Raw genomic sequence first — 20,038 nt, 5'->3', positions numbered from 1 at the left:
AGATACCAAAAAAATATAAAATCAAGACATTCTGAGTGTTGCACTTGGCTGCTAAAAATCTTACAACAAAGCGGTGACTTTTTAGGCTGAATTCAATTAAGTCTTACCTTCTGAACCAGTAACTTGTAGCGGACTTAGAAACACCGGTTTAGAAATCCAAACATAAAACGAGTTAAATCCCTAATAAAACTTTAGTAATTTTTTTGAATTCAATGAGTATTGATATGCGAACAGTATTACCAGGAAGTGCCAAATTTTTATTATTAATGAGTATGTGTGCCCTGCAAACACAGGTACTTTTCAGTCAAACAACAGATTTACCTTCCCAGAAAAATAAAGCCACCGTTATACCGAATAAATTTCATACGGCTGCTAGTCGGGCAAAAGATCAGGAAAAAACAGTGCTTCAGAAAGAATGTCATGTAATTGATATAGAATCCAGTGTAGCTGGTAAAAATACTCGAATTTCATCGGAAGATGCCTTTGAAGAAAACCTAAAAAAACTGATCCGGGAGAAACAGAAAACACACTCTTCTGCCCGTACGCAGGCTACGGTTTACACCATTCCGGTAATTGTGCACGTCATTCATAATGGCGAAGCGGTAGGAACCGGGGCTAATCTTAGTGCTGCCCAGATACGTTCGCAGATTGATGTATTAAATGAAGACTTCCGCAGAAAAGCCGGAACGCCAGGGTTTAACAACAATCCGGCAGGCGCTGATGTAGAAATTGAATTTGCCCTGGCTTTGCGTGACCCACAGGGAAATACATTGGCTGAACCTGGCATACACCGTTACAAAGGCAGCAGAACTTCCTGGGAATCATATGGAGGAGAAGCCAATCCGGGCAATACGCAGACAGAACTCAAACCCAAAACCATCTGGGACCCCAATTCATATTTTAATATATGGTCGCTTTCTATCGCTGATGATATTATCGGAGAAGCCCAATTTCCAATCCGTTCTAATTTACCAGGTTTAGATATATCAGGTTATCCCACAGGCGCTACTACCGATGGTGTCATTCTGGATTACCGGGTAGTGGGCCGGACCGGAAATGTATCGAATGGTTTTACCGGACGTACCGCTACCCACGAAATTGGTCACTGGCTGGGTTTGCGCCACATCTGGGGTGATGATAATGGCGGTTGTACCAAAGATGATTTCTGCAATGATACGCCTAAAACCGCCGACAAACACAGAGGCTGTCCCAGTAATGAAGATTCTTGTACCGATCCGGGAAAAGATATGGTGCAAAACTATATGGATTATACCGACGATGCCTGTGTGAATGTGTTTACCAATGACCAGAAAGCCAGGATGCGTACCGTACTGGAAACCAGCCCCCGGAGAAAAGAACTGCTTTCTTCTACGGTTTATGTTCCTGCAAACGGGAGCACCAGGCCTATTGCCCAGTTCTCCGTCAACCGGACGACTGCCTGTGTGGGAAATTCTATACAATTTACAGATAAATCTCTGGGGAATGTTACCGGATGGGCATGGACATTTTATGACAAGGCTGGCAATAAACTATCAGAAGCTACTTCACAAAACACATCTCTTACTTTTAATACGAGCGGCACGTATGGGGTACGACTGATAGCCTCTAATGCCATTGGTAAAGATACTTTAGCGTATGCTTCCTATATTACTGTTTTGCCAACTGCTAGTTTAGCCTTTCCATTCAGCGAAAATTTCGAAGGCACAACCAGCTTAGCTAACTGGCTGGAATATAATCCGGATGCAGATATGCAGTGGAATATATATAATGGAGCCAGTGCCGGTGGAAATGGTGTTCAAAGTGTGTACTTCGATAATTATAATGGAGATGAAGAGAATAACCCCTATGGAACCCAAGATGGATTAGTGAGCACCAAACTAAACCTGGCCACCAATCAGTTTGCAGAATTGAGTTTCGATGTGGCCTATGCCCGGTATGATGCCAGCTATTCAGATAGTCTGGAAATATTATATTCTACCGATTGCGGCCAGACGTTTAAAACCTTCTGGTCAAAAGGCGGACAATCGCTGGCAACGGCTGATGATACGGAAGGCGAATTTGTGCCTTCAGATTCGGAATGGAGAAAAGAAACCATTTCACTGGGTTTTCTGAATGGAAATGCGAGCGTATACTTAATGATTTTGAATAAGTCCAGCTGGGGAAATAACCTGTACCTGGATAATATAAAAGTACAAGTGCCGGTACCTACACAAAAACCTACCCCAGATTTTACGGTAGACAGGCAGACGGTTTGTGCTGGCTCCAGTGTTCAGTTTACCGATGCCTCATTGAATTATCCCCGCACCTGGTCGTGGTCTTTTGCAGGAGGAATACCCATCAATGCAACCAAACAACATCCGGTAGTAACCTATCAAACTCCAGGTACTTATGCGGTAACCCTGACTGCTGGCAATGCACTAGGCACCAATACGATAACACGTCAGGCGTATATTACTGTACTGGCTAACCCGGCGGTGCAGCTCATAGCTAATAAAACAGCCATTTGCTGGGGAGATTCTGTTACCTTAACGGCCAATGGTGCTACTACTTACCGGTGGCTGGAAGGCACCGATGTGATTGGAGAAGGAAAAACGATAGTAGTAAAACCTACGGCCAATACGACTTATACTGTAGAGGGAGTAAATGGCGGCAATTGTATCAATTCCAGTTCTATTCAGATCGCTGTAAATACGACTAACCTTCCAGAGCAACCTGAAGCCATAGCTGGAAATGTGGCCTCCTGCCTGGGTGAACAAAATTATGTGATAACTGGTGTAGCCGGATTAACTTATAAATGGATAGTTTCCGGGGGTGGAACGGTAACCGGAAGTGGAAATACAGCTACTGTTAACTGGACCAATATCGGTAAATATGTACTAAGCGTAGTGGCTTCCAACGCCAATGGTTGTGCCAGTCCGGTGCGTACGGTGGAAGTTACAGTATCTAATCCTCCGGCCAAGCCAACTATTTCTATCAATGCTACAGCCGATTCTTCTATTGTTACCTTAACCAGCAGTATTGCACCAAGCTATCAGTGGCTGAAAAACAGTGTTGTTATTCCAGGAGCTACCAAAAGATCATATAATGTTACCGCCCCTGGGGCTTATACAGTTCAGGTGAGCAGCAATGGATGTCCGGCTATTTCAGATGCATCTGTACTTACCGGAGAAGAATACAGTAATGCAACGGATCAACTCATACAAGTATTTCCTAACCCAGTATCTGACAAACTCATAGTTAAGCTTCCGGTGATAACCAGTAGCAGTCCAGTAAAACTCACTATTTTCAATAGCCTGGGTCAACGGGTAGATGAATGGCTGGTACAAGTTTCTAATAACCAGGAAATACAGCTTCCAGTACAGGAGTATACTAAAGGTAAATATGTACTGTTGATTACTCATCAGAATAAGCAATATACCCGCTCATTCATCAAATTTTAATTATTCCGTTTATGAAAAATATACCCCTATTTCTATATTCCCTGTTACTAATAATATGTCTGCCATTACTTGCTCTGAAATGCGAAAATGTTGACCCGGCCTCTAAAGAGGAATTGCTCAGCAAAGAATGGAAAGTAAGCCAGGTACTCATCACTAACATTCCTGACCAATCGATGGATTATAGCGGCTACCGGCGCAGGTTCGATGCGGGTGGAAATTATACTTTTACCAATGTTCCAGGAACCATTTTAACCGGCACCTGGGAATTCGACAGCAATAAACAGAACCTGATTTTAGACAAAAATACCAGCAAGCCACAAACCGTCAGAGTGGTAGTACTGGATGCAAACAATCTGGAATTAGAGTTTATAGTTGTGAATTATAAGATGGATCAGCACCTGGTGGTATATAAGATGGTATTGTAATAATTGTTGCTATCAGTTGAACATAAATCAGGGAAAGAATAAAGGATAAATAGCTTGTATTCCAAACGCCAATTAGCATTAACAAAAAAAGATATAGGTAACCTTAATGGCTCCATAACCGTAGGTCTTGCTTTTTCTTTAGTCTTTTTTACTATAGGATTGCTTCTTAGCCTAATCTATCAATCATTTATATTCTTAGGATGGCAATTTCCAGTATATGAAAAAATATGGATGGGAGTAGCAGCTATAATTGGGTATGCAGGACTGTTTGTACTAATCTTTTTGGTATTTTTTCTCTACAAAACTATCATAGAAAGATTAGATATAGTCAGAGGTAAAAAAACATACTACTATACTGACCACTATCAGATTATTGAGAAGAAAAGTGACCTATATATCAAGATTAATTCACCGGTAAAAAAGCGGATAGACTTACTAGATAATAGGCTAAAAGAAATGATTGATACTACAAAACCTCTTACTGTAGAAGTGACAAAATACAGTAAAACAGTGTTGTTTATCTCTAACAATATGGATAACCTGTTAGATAAACTGGAAGAAATAGATGAGTTAGAATACGCAGCTTTTGAGAATGGTAAAGAGTAGATGAATTGTCTACAAACTGCTAGGCACTTAAAACAATCGGGAACAGTTTAAATAGCTGCTGTGCCCATCCGCACAACATCAATTCAACTGTTCCCGGTTCTTTATAGAATTGTCTCCTGATTACTTTCTCACCCGTTTAGCCAGATCATCTGTTTTGATCGTAATCATTTTACCTACTGGTTTACCCCCTTTATAGGTAATTACCCTGAAAATATCTGCGCCTTCCGGATATACAATGGGCTCTTTATACAAAGGATGATACTGGCTCGGCTGGCTGTTATCTACTGTATAATGGATATCCAGCCCTGGTACCTCGGTACTGAGTTGAATCACCATCTGGCCTTTTTCATTTTTCTTCACAGCAATAATGGGATCATACATGCTGCGGGCATAATTGATCTGTGCTTGGTCGAACCGGTCGAAATGGGTTTCTACTTTGGTTACAAAGCTGTTCCAGTTTTTCTGCGACTTAGGCGACCAGTATACTTCTGATAAAGCGAATGCCCTGGGATAAGTCATGTATTCTACTTGCTGAGTCGTAGGAATTTGTTCTGTCCACAGGTTTCCTTGTCCGCCTAAAATAGAGGTAGAATCTATCCCAGCTGGAAGAGGGTCCCAGTTATAGGTTTTTTGCAAGCGCAAAGAAGCATACACCGGTGGCTCTAAAGAAGGATCTCCCTGCACATAGTCGAGGTACGCATGTTGAGCTGGTGTCATTACTGCAGGTGCTTTTAGTTTAGCGGCCTCAACACCACCTTTTAAGCTGTGCCAGCTCATTACCCCTGCTCCGGATGGCAGGCCGCCTTCCAAAATTTCATCCCAGCCCATGGCTTTTTTGCCTTTGCTTTTAATAATATCATTTACCCGTTTTCCAAAATAGCTTTGCAATTCATGGGTATTTTTCATGTTCTTACTTTTCATTAATGCCTGACAGCCCGGGTCTTTTTTCCAGTAGCCATGATAGCATTCATCGCCTCCCATATGAATGTATTCAAAAGGGAACAGCTGCGCAATCTCTGTGAAAACTTTATCTAAGAACTGGTATACTTTCTCATCGGATGGGTTCAATGTATTTTCGATGTGCATAGTAAAAGTGCCATCATTATGCCAGGTAGCAAAATTACTTCCGGGATTTACCTGGGTATTGGCATCTTTGGTCGTAGACAGTTCCGGATAGGCTGCAATAGCTGCCATGCTATGGCCAGGAATATCTACTTCCGGCATAATTTCTACATACCGCTCTTTAGCATATTGCACGATTTCTTTAATATCATCCTGGGTATAAAAACCGCCGTATGCTGCTTTTTCACCTGGTTTAGGGGGCTCATTGCTATTAAAAGTTCCTACCCTATCTACCCGCCAGGCTCCCACCGAAGTAAGCTTTGGCAAACTTTTGATCTCCACCCGCCAGCCGTTATCATCGGTCAGGTGAAAATGAAGGCGGTTGTATTTGTAACAGGCCAGCTGATCGATGTATTTTTTCACAAATTCTTTAGAGAAAAAATGACGGCTCACATCCAGCATAATACCCCTCCAGCCAAACCGGGGATAATCGATAACGGTTACCGCCGGTACTTGCCATTTTACACCAGTCACCGGTTTACTTGCTTCTATCTGCTTAGGTAATAATTGTAATAAGGTTTGTACCCCATAAAACAAACCGGCTGACTGATTGGCTTTAATTACTATTTTAGTGGGAGTAGCTTCCAGAGAATATCCTTCTTTACCCAGCTGGGTATCGGCACTCTGATTTAATACCAGCTGAATACTATTATTTTCGCCAGAGGATACCGTTTTTAAATTGAATCCTGTAGAAGGCTGAATTCTTGCTGTAAGTAAAGCAGCTATTTTTTGCACTTCTGCCTGGCCAGAAGGAATGATCAGTTGGGTAGCACTGGTCAGTTCAAAACTTCCGCTGCCAGTTTTTATGCTCACTGGCTGAGGAATAATTGCCAGAGAAGCAGCTGATTCCTGAGCAGATGCCTTGTAACAAACGCTTATCAGTAAAGCAATGGTAAATAGATAAATGGTATTTCTCATAAGAGAGGCACAAAAATAAGATGAATGTAAAGCGAACAAGTTACTAAAATTTATATTGTATCTCCCAACATAATAGATCAGATGCCTGTCAGGATGGAAATATACTCAGGCTAAGAAGTGTAATTATTGATTCATAATTAGAGTAATTTTTACAATCCATAAATGAGCATACAATCTACAAAATATGTTTATTTTTATTTTGGATTGAATTTTTAAAATGTATTTTTGGAAACTGACACAAATTTTACAATCACCCAATCACGGAAAAACAAGCTAACTATCAGAGGTAACCTTGTAATATCTTGCCGTGATTTTTCCCGGATTGCTTCACTCAAAATTAAAGTGTTCTATGCCTGAAAAACTAAAGTTTGCTGTACTGGGTTGCGGCTTCTGGTCGCATTTTCAGATACCAGCCTGGCAGGAACTGGAAGGTGTAGAACTGGTAGCTGTGTATAACCGTACCCGGAAAAAAGCAGAAGAAGTAGCTGCTAAATTCGGTGTTCCACAAGTTTACAGCACAGCAGAAGAACTTCTGGCCACCGAAAAACTGGATTTTGTGGATATCATCACCGATGTGGATACGCATGAAACATTTGTAAAATTAGCGGCACAGTACAGAATTCCGGTGATCTGCCAGAAACCCATGGCTCCCAATCTGGAAACAGCGAGGTCAATGGTAGAAGCTTGTCAGAAGGCTGGTGTTCCCTACTTCATACATGAGAATTTCCGCTGGCAGGCACCCATCCGCAAATACAAAGAAGTGCTGGAATCCGGCGTAATCGGTACTCCATTTAAAGCCAGAATCTCTTTTTGTTCGAGTTTTCCGGTATTCAAAAACCAGCCTTTCCTGGCTGATCTGGAAGAATTTATACTCACTGATGTAGGCTCACATATTCTGGATGTGAGCCGCTTTCTGTTTGGAGAAGCAACCTCTCTGTACTGTAAAACGCATTCCATCGATAAAGGCATCAAGGGCGAAGATGTAGCCAATGTACTGATGGAAATGGATTCTGGGGTACATTGTTATGCCGAAATGTCGTATGCCTCTATCCTCGAACAGGAACGTTTCCCCCAGACATTTGTACTCACAGAAGGTTCGGATGGTTCCGTTTATCTGGGACCGGATTTTGAAATACGTATCACAACCAGAAAAGGAACCGAAGTTGTGTATGGTGAGCCCAAGCTTTATTCCTGGGCAGACCCAAATTATGACGTAGTACATGCCAGCATTGTAGCGTGTAACCGGAATATTTTACAAGCCTTACAACAAAAAGGTACCGCTGAAACGACTGGTGAAGATAATTTTAAAACAGCAGAGCTGGTTTTTGCCTCTTATGACTCTGCCCGGACTGGCAAAGCTATTGCATTTACTTCTATTCCCTCTAAGCTATGACCCAAGAACTGCGGCTGCAACTTAAAGGAATCAGTAAGTTTTTTCCGGGCGTACGGGCGCTTAATAAAGTTTCTCTGGATGTGTATGCCGGCGAAGTACATGCACTATGTGGAGAAAATGGGGCTGGTAAAAGTACATTGATGAACATATTGAGCGGTAACCTGAAACCGGATGAAGGCTCGATTCTACTCAACGGGCAAGAGATCGTAATTAAAAGTCCATTACATGCCCAGTCATTAGGTATTGCCATTGTGTACCAGGAAAGAAGTCTGGTAGAAACCTTGAGTGTAGCAGAAAATATTTATGTAGAAAATCAGCCGCATCACACAGCAGGTTTTATCCATTTCAAAAAACTATACAGCCAGACGGCGGCTTTACTCAACCGCCTGGGCTTATCCTCTATTTCCCCTACTACACCGGTTTCTATGCTTTCTCCAGCCCGGAAACAAATGGTAGAAATAGCCAAAGCCTTATCCAGAAATCCACAAATTCTGATTCTCGATGAACCTACGGCATCCATTACAGAGGCTGAAGTAAAAATTCTGTTTCAAATTATTCGCGAACTTAAGGCACAAGGTATATCGGTTATTTATATTTCGCACCGCATGTCGGAAATATTCCAGATTTCTGACCGGGTTTCTGTGCTGAAAGATGGCCACTACCAGGGAACCATAAATACCAATGAACTTACAGTAAATGAGGTAATCAAACAAATGGTAGGCCGGGATTTGCTGGAACAAGAATACCAGACTTATGTTCAGCCACAGGTATTATTAGAAGTTCAGAATTTATCTGGAAATACTTTTCATCAGATCAACTTTCAACTCCACAAAGGTGAAATTGTTGGCCTGGCCGGCTTGGTAGGTGCGGGAAGAACAGAAGTAGCCAGAGCCATTTTTGGTGCCGACCCTATCGTGAGTGGGCAAATTCTGCTGGAAGGAAAACCTGTTCGGATTACTCATCCGGCAGATGCCATAGAGTTAGGTATTGCCTATTTGCCGGAAGAACGCAAAGACAAAGGTTTGTTTCTGGAAATGAGTATTGCCAATAATGTGGTTTCGGCTGGCTTAAAACAAGTAGCTTCTAACAGCTTCATCAACCGAAAAGCAATCCAACAACTGGCGCTGGCGTTCAAAAACAAACTCAACATTATTACGCCCAGTATAGAACAGAAAGTATTGAATTTAAGCGGCGGAAATCAGCAGAAAGTAGTACTGGCAAAATGGCTGTCTACCGCACCTAAGGTTTTTATGGTAGACGAACCTACGCATGGCGTAGATGTAGGAGCAAAAGCAGAAATTTATTCTATCCTGCGGACACTGGCCGCCCAGGGAACAGCCATTCTGCTGATTTCTTCGGAATTGCCAGAACTACTCACCTTATGCGACCGGATTCTGGTGATGCAAAACGGAAGATTAGTAGCCCAGCTCAGCCGGGCGGAAGCCACTGAACAGGAAATTATGCACTATGCTTCCGGTACTAAAGTAAACTATGCCTGATTCCATGAGTTCAAACGAAAACCAGTTTTCTATTATCAGTCTTTTGCAGGAACGTGTGTTCACGCTCACACTTACTATTATTCTCGTTTGTATCGGTGCCAGCATCATTTATCCGGATGTTTTTCCTACCTTCAATAACTTCTCCCAGATTCTGCTGAATCTTTCTATCGACACTATCGTCGCTATCGGTATGATGATTCTGCTCATTTCCGGTGCTTTTGATCTGTCAGTTGGTTCGGTAGTGGCTCTCTCCGGCGGCATTACTGCCTGGATCATGTATTCTTATGAAATACCTATGGTGATGGCCATGCTCGCCGGGCTGGCAGTTGCGGGTCTGGTGGGATGGATAAATGGGATTTTCATTGCCAGAGTAGGCATCAATCCTATGATTCAGACACTGGCTATGATGGGAATTATCCGGGGGTTTGCCTTAATGATCAGCGGACCGAGCATACAAAACCTTCCTGAAAATTTCAATACGCTGGGACAAACCAGAATTATTGGCGTTCAGTCGCCGGTGTGGATTATGCTGGTCCTAGTGGCTATTTTCAGTGTATTAGTCTCCAGAACTATATTTTTTAGGCGCTATTATTATATTGGTGGAAATGAAAAAGCAGCTTTACTTTCCGGAATCCGGGTGGGCCGCATGAAGATATGGGCTTTTACGCTCACTGCGTTACTGGCTGGATTTGCAGGTATTGTACTCGCTTCCCGAATGGGTGCAGCTCTGGGAACCACAGGCCGGGGTATGGAACTCCGGGTAATTACAGCTGTCATTCTGGGAGGTGCCAGTTTACTGGGCGGACAAGGAAAGATTATTGGAGCATTACTGGGGGCTTTATTTATGGGCTTGATTAGCAATATTATGATCATTGCCAGGGTTTCCGGCTACTGGCAGGAAATAGTATTAGGGCTTATTCTGATTCTGGCAGTTAGTTTAGATATCTGGATTAAAAAGAAAACAACCGGCATCAAACCGAAGCAATATTTGAATAAAGCCTTACAGAGCAGTTGATGTAGCTTTTAAATATAAATTGTTCTATCTATGGCTAAAACAAGCATAAAAAAGCTGCTGAATGAAATCTTATCAGATGACTTGGAAAACGTTTATATGCACATTACTACTAAAGCAGCCGAATGGGCAGCCGCTGGTTTTGTTGAGGAAGCAAACAACCTGTTAGAGCAACTCTGGAGTTTTAATATTCCTCATTCAAAACATGTATGGCTGCAGGATGAAGCACTTCAGGTTATCTGGGAACTATCTGGGAAGCAACCCAAAAATATACCCTTCACCTTCAAAGATGTTTCGGAAATTGAATAAGAGAACTGGACAAGAAACTTTTACCCAGGATGGCATAAATCTTATACATATCAATTTATCCATAAACCTATTCAGGAATTACAGGGACAGCAGCTATATGTGAAAGCCATAATTTCTGTAGCTGATGGTTCTGAAAGCCCAGAGGTAGTGTTGGAAGCTTTACAAAGATTTATTGAAACTGAGAAACCTGTAGGATATGCATTAATGCATCCAGCTGTTGGCGCTTCTTTATTGGCAGCCAAAATGAATTTGCAAGACAAAGCTGAATATTTTATCAAATTATGGGGAAAAGGATATTTGGAGTACTGGTCAAATTCTGATATAGCTTATTTGATGCGAGACAGGACTACGGCATTACTTTTAATAAAAGGATTATTAGCACCCATATTGGGTATAACAAAAGAGAGATGCCAAAAGGAAACACAGGAAATCTTAGAGAAATTATCACAAAGAATTACGCATGGAAGAACGTTAGTTTATAAATATTTATCATGGAAGCAATTGCTTAATAAGATTTCGAAGCTGGCAATAAAACAAAAAACAGTTGACTTTAGTGATGCTATCTTATCAAAAAAATCGTTGAGCAGGGCTCCAGCTACTATATATGAAATAACTGACATTGAAAGAAGATTAAACATTCTTTTTCCTGATGATTATAAGAACTTTTTGTTGACATCAAATGGGTTTGAATGCTACTCGCCTACCGGAGTAACGCTTGCTCCTATTGATAAAGTTGATTTCCTTACCAGCTTTGATAAGCAACTTGTTGATACTTGGACAGTTGATACGGATGACATCAATGCAGACTTTAATGAGAAATTAAAAAGTAGTATAATTATCGGCGGCTATGAGGAGGAACAGCAACTGTTATTAATTCCATTAAAAAATGGCAATTGGGAGTGCTGGCACTTTTCGAGTTGGCAACCTGGTGAAGTCGTCTATCAAAGTTTTCGATTTTATATGGAGCATGAGTTGCAAGAATTAGAAGACGGCTATTATTAACTTCAATAAAAATCTAATGAATATGAAATATACTTTTCTCTCCTTTTGTTTAGCCATCTGCCTGAGCCTGGTTTCCTGTGAACCCAGAAAACAGCCAGGACAGGCTTCAACTAATGATACTCCGGCGGTACAGGTAAATCCCAACGAAGAATATGTAATGGTAACGACCAGTGTAAATATGCCCATGTATGTCAACCACGATCAGGCCGCATTCAAACGCTGGGGAGAAAAAATGGGTGTAAAAACATCCGTATTGGGTCCGCCGGAATGGGATGTACAGGCACAGGTGGCTACCATCGAACAAGTGATTGGAACCAAACCAGCCGGATTGTTAATCAACGGCACCGATCCGAGTATTGCCCAGGCCATTAATAAAGCGGTTGAGGCTGGCATTCCAACTGTAGTCTATGATTCGGATATTCCGCAGAGTAAACGACATGCATTTCTGGGTACCAACTGGTATGAGATCGGGCGGATTCAAGGCGAAACGATGGCTAAACTCATTAATGGAAAAGGAAAAATCGCCTACATGGGCATTCTGGGTTTAACCAATATGGAACAGGGTTTTCAGGGTTTACTGGATGTACTCAAAAACTATCCTCAAATTCAGGTAGTGGGTAAATACGACGATAAATCCAATATTGAAGAAGCTGCCAGAATTACCGCCGACCTGATTAGTGCTCACCCGGATATTGCCGGTATTTGCGGGTTTGATTCCAACAGTGGTCCGGGAATTGGCCTGGCAGTAAAAGAAGCCGGAAAAGCCGGGCAAATCAAAGTAACTACGGTGGACTGGGAACCAGAACACATGCGCCTGGTAAAAGATGGTGTAATCCAGTTACTGGTCGGCCAGAAAAGGGAATTATTTACCTGGTATGGTGCCCAGTTCCTTTACGACATGGTTCACCAGACGAATCAGCTTTCCAGTAATGATACCAAAGCCAATATTGTTCCGGTACCTTCCACGGTAAACACTGGTTTACTCACCATCACCAAAGATAATGTAGACCAGTTTCTGGGAGCAAAGCAATAATCAGATAGTTGGTGCTGGCGATTGGTATATCACCTGGGATATAAGTACGTATTCAACTGCCTGGTATTCTTTTCAAGTAATTGAGCAAAGAATACCAGGCAGTTTGCTATTTATAAAGCTTATAATGTTACCAACACAACACCAATCAAGCTTCAATATCTTTTTGGAATCATTTATTTCTGTTTTGGTTCGCTATCTGCCTGCCGGAAATATTCCAGCATTGCTCTTGCTTCTTCCTGTGTGAGGTTCTGGTTAGGCATTTGTGTCATATACGTACTTAACAAAGCCTGCGCGGTATCATTTTTCTGCACCATTTCTTGCGGATTTAGAATCATATTCATGATCCATTCCGGTTTACGCCTTTGTGTTACACCCCCTAATGGCGGCCCTACGTAGCGTTCGTTGAGTTTATGGCAGGCGGCACACTTGCTTTCAAATATAGTTTTTCCCTGACCAGCCAGAGTTTTATCAATATCGGCACCTACATTAACATTGCTCACAGGACCTATTCCCTTACTTTGATCAGCCACTGGGACGGCTTCCGGCTGTGCCGCAGGTGCTGAGGAGGTATTTTCCTCAGTTGTATTGGAAGCCTCATTACCTTCTGTTTTATTCTCAGATGAGCAGGAAACAGCAATGAGTAAACTGAAAAATAAACAAAATTTAAAAAGCAACTCATTAGCTTTCGGGTTATCGATTTTCATGATATGGAATTCGTTAAAAAATGTAACTATTGTTTTTCTATGGATAGTATGGCAGATATAGAAATCAGGCATTAATATAGTCTTCGCCTTTCTTTATCCTCGGAAAGTTTTCAGGCGAAATATCCGTTTCCTTCTGCAGCGACCAGCCGGTTTTCAATCCGATCACAAACCATCCCAGTGCAATTGCCCCAGCGGCAAAGATGGTGTCGCCGATCACCCGGAGCCAGCGGAGAATTTCCATGGTAGGGGTTTGCATAAATTCCATCGAACGGGCATACCAGAGCCCATGCTCCACACTTGCCCAGGTTTGCATTAACCCAATAGGCAATACACTAATGAGCACCATCAGAGCCAGGCCGATATTAATAGACCAGAAAGCAAAGCTGATTACGCCATCTTTCCAGACATTGCGGGCTGCTAAGCCTTTCAATACAAACAGCATCAGGCCAATACCTAAAATGCCGTATACACCAAACAGAGCCGTATGTCCATGTACAGGCGTTGTATTCAGACCTTGCATATAGTATAAGGCAATAGGGGGATTAATCACAAAGCCGAAAATGCCTGCGCCTACCAGATTCCAGAAAGCAACGGCAACAAAGCAGTAGATCGGCCATTTATAGGCTTTGATCCATTCGGTAGCCCGGCTCAAGGTCAGGTTATGGTAGGCTTCAAAGCCGATCAGGACTAGCGGTACTACTTCTAAGGCGCTGAAAGTAGCGCCCAAAGCCAATACAGAGGTTGGTGTTCCGCTGAAATACAGGTGATGGAAAGTGCCGATAATACCACCAAACAAGAAAATAATGGTAGAAAATAATACTGTTGGTGTAGCTATTTTTGTCCGTAACAAACCCATTCTTACAAATAAAAACGCAATCACTACCGTGGCAAATACTTCAAAAAAGCCTTCCACCCACAGATGCACGACCCACCACCGCCAGTATTCGGCAATGGCTAAGTTTGTTTGCCTGCCCCACATCAGCCCGGCTGCATAGAAAGAAGCAATGGCTATGGAAGAAATCAAGAACATCGCCAGCAGATGCCGGTTTTCAGCCTGGTTTTTAAAGGCCGGCCAGATGGCTCTTCCCATCAGAAATAACCACAAAAATAATCCTATCAAAAGGAATATCTGCCAGAAACGGCCCAAATCTACATACTCATATCCCTGATGGCCAAACCAGAAGTTTTCTACCAAACCTAATTTTTGCATCACACCAAACCACTGTCCGGCAAGGGAGCCTACCACAATCACGAGTAAGGCAATAAACAGGAAATTAACGCCTATGCTTTGAAATTTGGGTTCATAGCCTGAAACAGCAGGGGCAATAAATAACCCGGTAGCCAGCCAGGAAGTAGCAATCCAGAAAATAGCCAGCTGCACATGCCAGGTACGGGTGATAGAATAAGGCAGCCATTCACCCAGCGGAATACCATAAAATGCTTCCCCTTCTACCCCATAATGGGCGGTAACCGCACCCAAGATCACCTGTACGACAATAAGCGCCGTTACTACCCAAAAGTATTTTAAAGTGGCCCGCATAGAAGGTGTAGGTTGCAAACCTAATAAAGGATCTTTTTTAGGTAGTTCAGCCCCTTCCATCTCTTCCTCTTTGTGCGAGGCATAATAATAGGCAAGTAATCCCACTCCGGCAATCAATACAATTACACTAAAGCCAGTCCAGATGATCAGGTCGCTGGTGGGTTCGTTGGCTACTAGTTTTTCAGCAGGCCAGTTATTGGTATAAGTGATCTTACTGTCAGGCCGGTTGGTAACGCAGGCCCAGGTCGCCCAGAAAAAGAATGCATTCATTTGCCGCATCCGCTCCGAATCTTTGATGGTATTAGCTGGAATGGCATAGGCATCGCGGTATTGCGCCAAAGCAGGGTCGTTGGTGAACAGGCCAGTATAGTGCTTGCTTACGTCTGCAATAGCTTCTGCCCTGAGGTCGGAAATAGTGAGGTTGCCAGTCTGGGTATCGTAGGTGTTTTGCCGGATTTGTTTTTGCAAACGGGCTCTCAGCATGGCTTGCGTTTCTTCATCTAAGGCTTCATAAGTTGTGCCTTTGGCCTCTTTTGCCCAGCTGTCGAGCATATACATTGCTTCTTTGTGGAGCCAGTCAGCCGTCCAGTCAGGGGCTACATATGCACCATGCCCCCATACCGTTCCTACTTCCTGTCCGCCGATAGATTGCCACACATTTTGCCCATCTTTAATATCCTGGCCTGTAAATAAAACTTTGCCGCTGGCACTTACAACTTTATGTGGAATAGGAGGCGCTTTTCTGTATATTTCTGAGCCATAATAGCCCAGAACGGCAAAGGAGCCAACCATTACAGTGATAAAGCCCATCCATAGTTTTGTGTATTTCTTCATAAATCTCTTCTCTTAATTATTGCATTTCTTTTTCCAGTTGAATCGCTTTCGGAAACAACAGGTTATTTTCTAAATGTACATGCTGGTGCAGATCGTCTTCGAATTCTTCCAGTTGCTTATAAAGCAGGCGGTACGACTGGCAGGCATCAGCAGGCGGTGTAAAATTATTCGTTAACTTCCGGATACTTTCCATGTCTTCGCCTGCTCCTGCATGTTCATTTTCCATAGCGGCAATAGGATTACGGATGGTTTGAAAAGGGAAAGAACCATTTACTTCATTGTTCTGCTTGTTTTTTACCAGTTGTTTAATAGCGGGAAAAAGAATCTGCTCTTCTTTCTGCATGTGTTGCAGTAGTTCTATGGCAAGCGATACAAAACAGGCATGAATAGAATGGATTTCCGGATGCTCCTTGCCGTGTACATTCTCTACTTTTTCGAGCAATGCCTCTAGCTGTGGAACAGTGTCCTTTACATATTTATGATGGTTCTGTACAATGTAATCTGCTAAAAATGCTGGCGACCAGTCTTCGGCCCGGAAGTGGAGAGGAGGTTTTTCAGTGGACTCGATTACCTGCAATTTTACTTGTCTGGGATCTAAACCAGCTTCCTCGCATGCTTCTGTAAAAAGGCGGTTGCCATTGCAGCAAAAATCAATGTGCAGTTTTTTAAAAACAGGTAATGCATTCGGAAACTGGCGTGCCAGATCGGCTACGGTTTCATCAGAAACTAATTTTTTGGTAATTTTTACTTTCCAGAGGGCAGGCCCTTTTTCTTCGTAATTCCAGTCAAAAATTCCGTTCCGTTCGGTTTTAAACTGGTGATAAAGGGGCAGCGGATCATGGTCATTTACTAAAGTTAATATTTCGCCGTGAAGCAACTGGTCGAAATTCTGGAAAATAAAGGGATGCTTAAACCGTGGTTCAATTTTGCGGACATCAAGCTCAGTATTCATGGTTGTATGTATTTAGGGTTGAACTATCTTTCGGTATTGTAAATGTACCGCGTTAGCCAGCCCTATTTTATGATTCTAATCATACTCTCTTATGATTTTCTTAACTTGGTTAAGGATTTATTTTTCTCAAGAATGGTGTAATAGTTAAGTATATCGATTTCTAATACTTACGCCGTCTTTACTTTTCTTTTGCATGCCCAAAAGAAAAATAACAAAAGATTCTCGAGCATGTGAATGCGAAGAGAACCAACACAGTTGTGGTAGCACCAACAGAGCCTGTTTTACGCTACAAATGGCTGCTCACACAGTCCTCCGGCCTGCGCACAAGGCCAAAACCGGCCACACTATTGCTGCACCCCTGCCCGCAAAAACATATGATACTTATGCTTAAGTTATTCTGTATTCCATTTTCTATATCTGAAACCTACATTTTTATAAATTATTAACTGAATGCCTAACACTCTCTGTATCAGTCTGGTAGCATGTACTGTTTCGGTAGGATTGCCATATAAGCAAAATTGTACCAATAGGCATAAGCACAGAAAAAATAAACAGTACTGGATCATACAATGGAATGGCACCCCAGCCAGATGTAAAGAATAAAGGCTGCAGGAATATATAGAGTTCACTACCTGTAAAACCCACTAGCAAAAGTCGTATTCCCCATATTGCTAATGTATTGTTGAGTTGCAGGAATTTTTGAGCAGCAAACCAGCCGATCAAAAAAACAGTAATAAAACCCAGAAATATCAGGTGCAGATAGCCAATGGTAAAGTTGCGTATAAGAAATGCCATATCGGCAATGGCAGGAAAAGAGGCAAAAAGCTGGAGAAAAGTTTTAATTGTAAAAGCCATTCCGGCAAAAAGCAGTAAGTGGAATACCCGTTTTTCAAAGAGTTTTTTCAGGTCCATTCTACTGATATACAGCAACCGGATCAGGAAGAATAAAGCGATGAGTTGTACTAAAGCAGATAGTGCCGCAACCACATACACCCAAACTGGAGGGTGTGTCCACAAGGTAGAAAGCGCATAAGCTGGCATACAGGAAATGGCCATACTGAGCAAAAAATACTGTCCTGCTTTTGGGCTGATAGGTATCTGATGGGTTTCGAATATCCAGAAGAACAAGCCGAATACAGCAAAACTAAACCAGCCATCGTACTGGAAATGTAAATAAAAATAAATGGCTAACTGATACAGGGAGGTGCCTGCCAGTCCTTTCGCCATGATTGCACCCAGAGCAAAAGGCCCTACCGAAGAAAGCACCATAAAAAACAAGCTCCATTTTACGAAAGCAATTGATAGGGTATGTTTTTCTTGAACAAAAGCTTCTCTGCGCACGTCCCGCAAAAATCTATAGGCAAAGGCGTAGGAGAGAAAAATATGCAGGGTAGAAAAGGTGATGGAAATAGTTGCATATCCCTGCAAAGGAAAACTGATCAGCATACCCACAACCGATACCTGTAACAGGCTAAATAAAAGCTGGTAGCGTTTTACTTGTGTGGGCAAATACGCATATAGCAAGGCTACAAACAGTGCATTGAACACCCAGCCCAGAAAAGCCAGGTGCGAATGCCCATGCAAAAAGTATTTGTAATTGATACTGGCAACCGGATGGAACAATTGCAGGCGCAGGAAAGCACCCATGCAGCCAGCTATGATAAAATACACAAATGACAGCAGCACCCATCTGCGCAATAAGCTTACATTACGATCAGAAGTTAGCGTTGTTGGCATGAATAAATTCCAGTTTGTACTGAAAAACGCTTGCTATGGATCTGGCCCGCATTTTGGCTTCCTCTGCTACTTCTCCGGTGAAAAGTTCATCTACGGTTTCGATAAAATAAGCCAGCCATCTTTCAAAATGCACTTTATTAATCGGCAAAGGGATATGTTTCTGAAATGGATTACCTTTATAGCTTTTTTCGCCCAGCAGCATCGAACTCCAGAAATCATACATCACCGGCAAATGACTTTCCCAATGTACAGCAGCCACATCATTAAATACCGGTGAAAGTAATGCATCCTGATTTACTTTGTCATAGAACGAACGGACCAACAACTCTATATCTTGTCTGTTTTGTATGTCTTTAATCGGGGTATTCATATGTATTGATGAGTTAAAAAAATAATTTTGTTGTGCCTTATTTATGAATGAACCGGTTCGGCACTGTTTTTTACTGGATTATTCTTCTGATTTTTCGCTTTACGTACTTCTATTGCCAGCAAAATTGCCATGTTCACGAAAAAAACCAGAATTGCTATACCATTTAACACACCTGACCACTTTCTTAATTCAAACTCAGCAAGAAAATTTGCTATGATCCGAACAATTAGTGAGCCTTGCAGTAAAACAGACCAGATGTATAGCAACTTGTGAAAGGGTTTGATGGGTAAAGCCAGTATGTTCGGAAGAATTAAAGGCCCATGCGCCATCACTACCGAGAAAAGAAAGCCGATGAAAAAACTGTGAAGGACTGTATCATACAAAGGGCCATATAAATCGCCCCACAGCATGAATATTCCAGTAATAAATAACCACATAAATCCGGTCAGTATGAGCAATCCAGAATACCTGTTTACTTCTTCTCCTTTCATGCTTTCTCTGGCGGCATCATACTTTAGTAACCAAAGGGCAGTACAAGCTAATCCTGCTCCCATCACATAGCGTCCTGTTCCATGAAAAGGCATCAGCAAGCCTGCTGTAACGAGGCCAATTACCAGGTATAATGTAGTAAATTTAAACTTAGCCGCTTCTGGCGAAATACTTGATTTTAGTCTGGAAGAAACAATAGTAAGCAATATAAAACCCATCCACCAGGAAACTGCTACCGGATACATGTTCCAGAGTACGAGCATTACATTTCCCAGAAGCCAGCAAATCGCCCCTGTGAAAGCAATTACAAATCCTGTACTAGAAAGGCGGCTCTGCAAATAAAAAGTAATTCCTGTTAGGCCAATACTAGTTATAATCAACAGTATATATGCAGCTTCTTTGAAACCGGCTAAAAAGGCAATAAGGCTTCCCACCCCTATAGCCGGAACAAACAAGGCGTATCTATTTTGTAGCGCCACAGCTCTCTCCAGGCTTATTAAGGTTCCCATGAAGCAGCCTACCATAATAGCCCCATGTTCTCCAGCGGCGTTGGCAGGGAACCCAACCCATCCGATGCGGTATAAGCCAGTAACAACTCCGGTAAGTGCCGAAAGTATGGCTACAGGCAATAAGAAAGGAGCAGGTTTTGACAT

Annotated in this window: 16 protein-coding genes; 9 read left to right on the top strand and 7 right to left on the bottom strand. The window is 42.3% G+C overall.

The genetic code is table 11. The annotated features are described in order from the left end of the window. Window positions 1–224 precede the first annotated feature (224 nt). The 3 genes from GXP67_RS17750 to GXP67_RS17740 are packed head-to-tail and all read left to right on the top strand — an operon-like array spanning window position 225 to window position 4,471. Window positions 225–3,440 (top strand): PKD domain-containing protein, encoded by a 3,216-nt coding sequence (locus tag GXP67_RS17750; protein ID WP_162444364.1) that lies wholly within the window; start codon window positions 225–227, stop codon window positions 3,438–3,440. Between the two features lie 11 nt (window positions 3,441–3,451). After that, on the top strand, window positions 3,452–3,865 hold the full coding sequence (locus GXP67_RS17745) for a hypothetical protein (protein WP_162444363.1): 414 nt from the start codon (window positions 3,452–3,454) through the stop codon (window positions 3,863–3,865). A 54-nt stretch (window positions 3,866–3,919) separates the two neighbouring features. Beyond that, on the top strand, window positions 3,920–4,471 hold the full coding sequence (locus GXP67_RS17740) for a hypothetical protein (protein WP_162444362.1): 552 nt from the start codon (window positions 3,920–3,922) through the stop codon (window positions 4,469–4,471). 120 nt (window positions 4,472–4,591) lie between these two features. Here GXP67_RS17740 and GXP67_RS17735 read toward each other — a convergent pair whose 3' ends face one another. Further along, a complete protein-coding gene (locus GXP67_RS17735) occupies window positions 4,592–6,511 on the bottom strand; it encodes a beta-N-acetylhexosaminidase (RefSeq protein WP_162444361.1) in 1,920 nt (639 codons plus the stop codon). A gap of 349 nt (window positions 6,512–6,860) precedes the next feature. Between GXP67_RS17735 and GXP67_RS17730 the strand changes: the two genes are divergently transcribed. From GXP67_RS17730 to GXP67_RS17705, 6 genes are all read left to right on the top strand, one after another. Continuing rightward, the gene (locus tag GXP67_RS17730; protein WP_162444360.1) at window positions 6,861–7,904 is read left to right on the top strand and encodes a Gfo/Idh/MocA family protein; all 1,044 of its coding nucleotides are present in this window, start codon (window positions 6,861–6,863) and stop codon (window positions 7,902–7,904) included. After that, window positions 7,901–9,403 carry a sugar ABC transporter ATP-binding protein gene (locus GXP67_RS17725; protein WP_162444359.1) on the top strand — a complete coding sequence of 501 codons (1,503 nt, stop codon included), beginning with the start codon at window positions 7,901–7,903 and terminating at the stop codon, window positions 9,401–9,403. Before GXP67_RS17730 ends, GXP67_RS17725 begins: the two co-directional genes overlap by 4 nt. Window positions 9,404–9,407: 4 nt before the next feature. Further along, window positions 9,408–10,418, top strand: coding sequence for an ABC transporter permease (locus GXP67_RS17720; protein WP_162444358.1), 1,011 nt, complete (start codon window positions 9,408–9,410; stop codon window positions 10,416–10,418). A gap of 30 nt (window positions 10,419–10,448) precedes the next feature. Continuing rightward, window positions 10,449–10,724, top strand: a complete 276-nt coding sequence (locus GXP67_RS17715) for a hypothetical protein (protein ID WP_162444357.1) — start codon at window positions 10,449–10,451, stop codon at window positions 10,722–10,724. Between the two features lie 99 nt (window positions 10,725–10,823). Next, on the top strand, window positions 10,824–11,726 hold the full coding sequence (locus GXP67_RS17710) for an SMI1/KNR4 family protein (protein ID WP_162444356.1): 903 nt from the start codon (window positions 10,824–10,826) through the stop codon (window positions 11,724–11,726). Between the two features lie 22 nt (window positions 11,727–11,748). Then, window positions 11,749–12,759, top strand: coding sequence for a substrate-binding domain-containing protein (locus tag GXP67_RS17705; RefSeq protein ID WP_162444355.1), 1,011 nt, complete (start codon window positions 11,749–11,751; stop codon window positions 12,757–12,759). A gap of 173 nt (window positions 12,760–12,932) precedes the next feature. Here the strand turns inward: GXP67_RS17705 and GXP67_RS17700 are convergent, their stop codons facing one another. The 6 genes from GXP67_RS17700 to GXP67_RS17675 all read right to left on the bottom strand — a co-directional run bounded on the left by GXP67_RS17700 (window position 12,933) and on the right by GXP67_RS17675 (window position 20,038). Further along, entirely contained in the window at window positions 12,933–13,463 is a 531-nt protein-coding gene (locus GXP67_RS17700) for a c-type cytochrome (RefSeq protein WP_162444354.1), read from the bottom strand. A 64-nt stretch (window positions 13,464–13,527) separates the two neighbouring features. After that, the gene (locus GXP67_RS17695) at window positions 13,528–15,837 is read right to left on the bottom strand and encodes a nitric-oxide reductase large subunit (protein ID WP_232065257.1); all 2,310 of its coding nucleotides are present in this window, start codon (window positions 15,835–15,837) and stop codon (window positions 13,528–13,530) included. Between the two features lie 16 nt (window positions 15,838–15,853). Further along, window positions 15,854–16,789 (bottom strand): iron-sulfur cluster repair di-iron protein, encoded by a 936-nt coding sequence (gene ric, locus GXP67_RS17690; RefSeq protein WP_162444353.1) that lies wholly within the window; start codon window positions 16,787–16,789, stop codon window positions 15,854–15,856. A 432-nt stretch (window positions 16,790–17,221) separates the two neighbouring features. Continuing rightward, complete coding sequence (locus GXP67_RS17685) at window positions 17,222–18,526, bottom strand: hypothetical protein (protein WP_162444352.1); 1,305 nt, start codon at window positions 18,524–18,526, stop codon at window positions 17,222–17,224. After that, window positions 18,504–18,896: a group III truncated hemoglobin gene (locus GXP67_RS17680; RefSeq protein ID WP_162444351.1), complete on the bottom strand. Its 393-nt coding sequence runs from the start codon at window positions 18,894–18,896 to the stop codon at window positions 18,504–18,506. Before GXP67_RS17680 ends, GXP67_RS17685 begins: the two co-directional genes overlap by 23 nt. A gap of 41 nt (window positions 18,897–18,937) precedes the next feature. After that, entirely contained in the window at window positions 18,938–20,038 is a 1,101-nt protein-coding gene (locus tag GXP67_RS17675) for a DUF8744 domain-containing protein (RefSeq protein WP_162444350.1), read from the bottom strand.

The organism is Rhodocytophaga rosea (assembly GCF_010119975.1).
In the GTDB taxonomy this organism is placed as follows: Bacteria; Bacteroidota; Bacteroidia; order Cytophagales; family 172606-1; genus Rhodocytophaga; species Rhodocytophaga rosea.
This window is presented reverse-complemented; position numbering and strand designations above follow the sequence as displayed.

What these genes read in the sequence shown, in the direction of transcription:
- GXP67_RS17730 (WP_162444360.1), top strand. Translation starts at nt 6,861, where the DNA reads ATGCCTGAAAAACTAAAGTTTGCTGTACTGGGTTGCGGCTTCTGGTCG.
- GXP67_RS17745 (WP_162444363.1), top strand. Translation starts at nt 3,452, where the DNA reads ATGAAAAATATACCCCTATTTCTATATTCCCTGTTACTAATAATATGT.
- ric (WP_162444353.1), bottom strand. Translation starts at nt 16,789, where the DNA reads ATGAATACTGAGCTTGATGTCCGCAAAATTGAACCACGGTTTAAGCAT.
- GXP67_RS17700 (WP_162444354.1), bottom strand. Translation starts at nt 13,463, where the DNA reads ATGAAAATCGATAACCCGAAAGCTAATGAGTTGCTTTTTAAATTTTGT.
- GXP67_RS17675 (WP_162444350.1), bottom strand. Translation starts at nt 20,038, where the DNA reads ATGTCAAAACCTGCTCCTTTCTTATTGCCTGTAGCCATACTTTCGGCA.
- GXP67_RS17695 (WP_232065257.1), bottom strand. Translation starts at nt 15,837, where the DNA reads ATGAAGAAATACACAAAACTATGGATGGGCTTTATCACTGTAATGGTT.
- GXP67_RS17705 (WP_162444355.1), top strand. Translation starts at nt 11,749, where the DNA reads ATGAAATATACTTTTCTCTCCTTTTGTTTAGCCATCTGCCTGAGCCTG.
- GXP67_RS17685 (WP_162444352.1), bottom strand. Translation starts at nt 18,526, where the DNA reads ATGCCAACAACGCTAACTTCTGATCGTAATGTAAGCTTATTGCGCAGA.
- GXP67_RS17750 (WP_162444364.1), top strand. Translation starts at nt 225, where the DNA reads ATGCGAACAGTATTACCAGGAAGTGCCAAATTTTTATTATTAATGAGT.
- GXP67_RS17725 (WP_162444359.1), top strand. Translation starts at nt 7,901, where the DNA reads ATGACCCAAGAACTGCGGCTGCAACTTAAAGGAATCAGTAAGTTTTTT.
- GXP67_RS17680 (WP_162444351.1), bottom strand. Translation starts at nt 18,896, where the DNA reads ATGAATACCCCGATTAAAGACATACAAAACAGACAAGATATAGAGTTG.
- GXP67_RS17715 (WP_162444357.1), top strand. Translation starts at nt 10,449, where the DNA reads ATGGCTAAAACAAGCATAAAAAAGCTGCTGAATGAAATCTTATCAGAT.
- GXP67_RS17735 (WP_162444361.1), bottom strand. Translation starts at nt 6,511, where the DNA reads ATGAGAAATACCATTTATCTATTTACCATTGCTTTACTGATAAGCGTT.
- GXP67_RS17720 (WP_162444358.1), top strand. Translation starts at nt 9,408, where the DNA reads ATGAGTTCAAACGAAAACCAGTTTTCTATTATCAGTCTTTTGCAGGAA.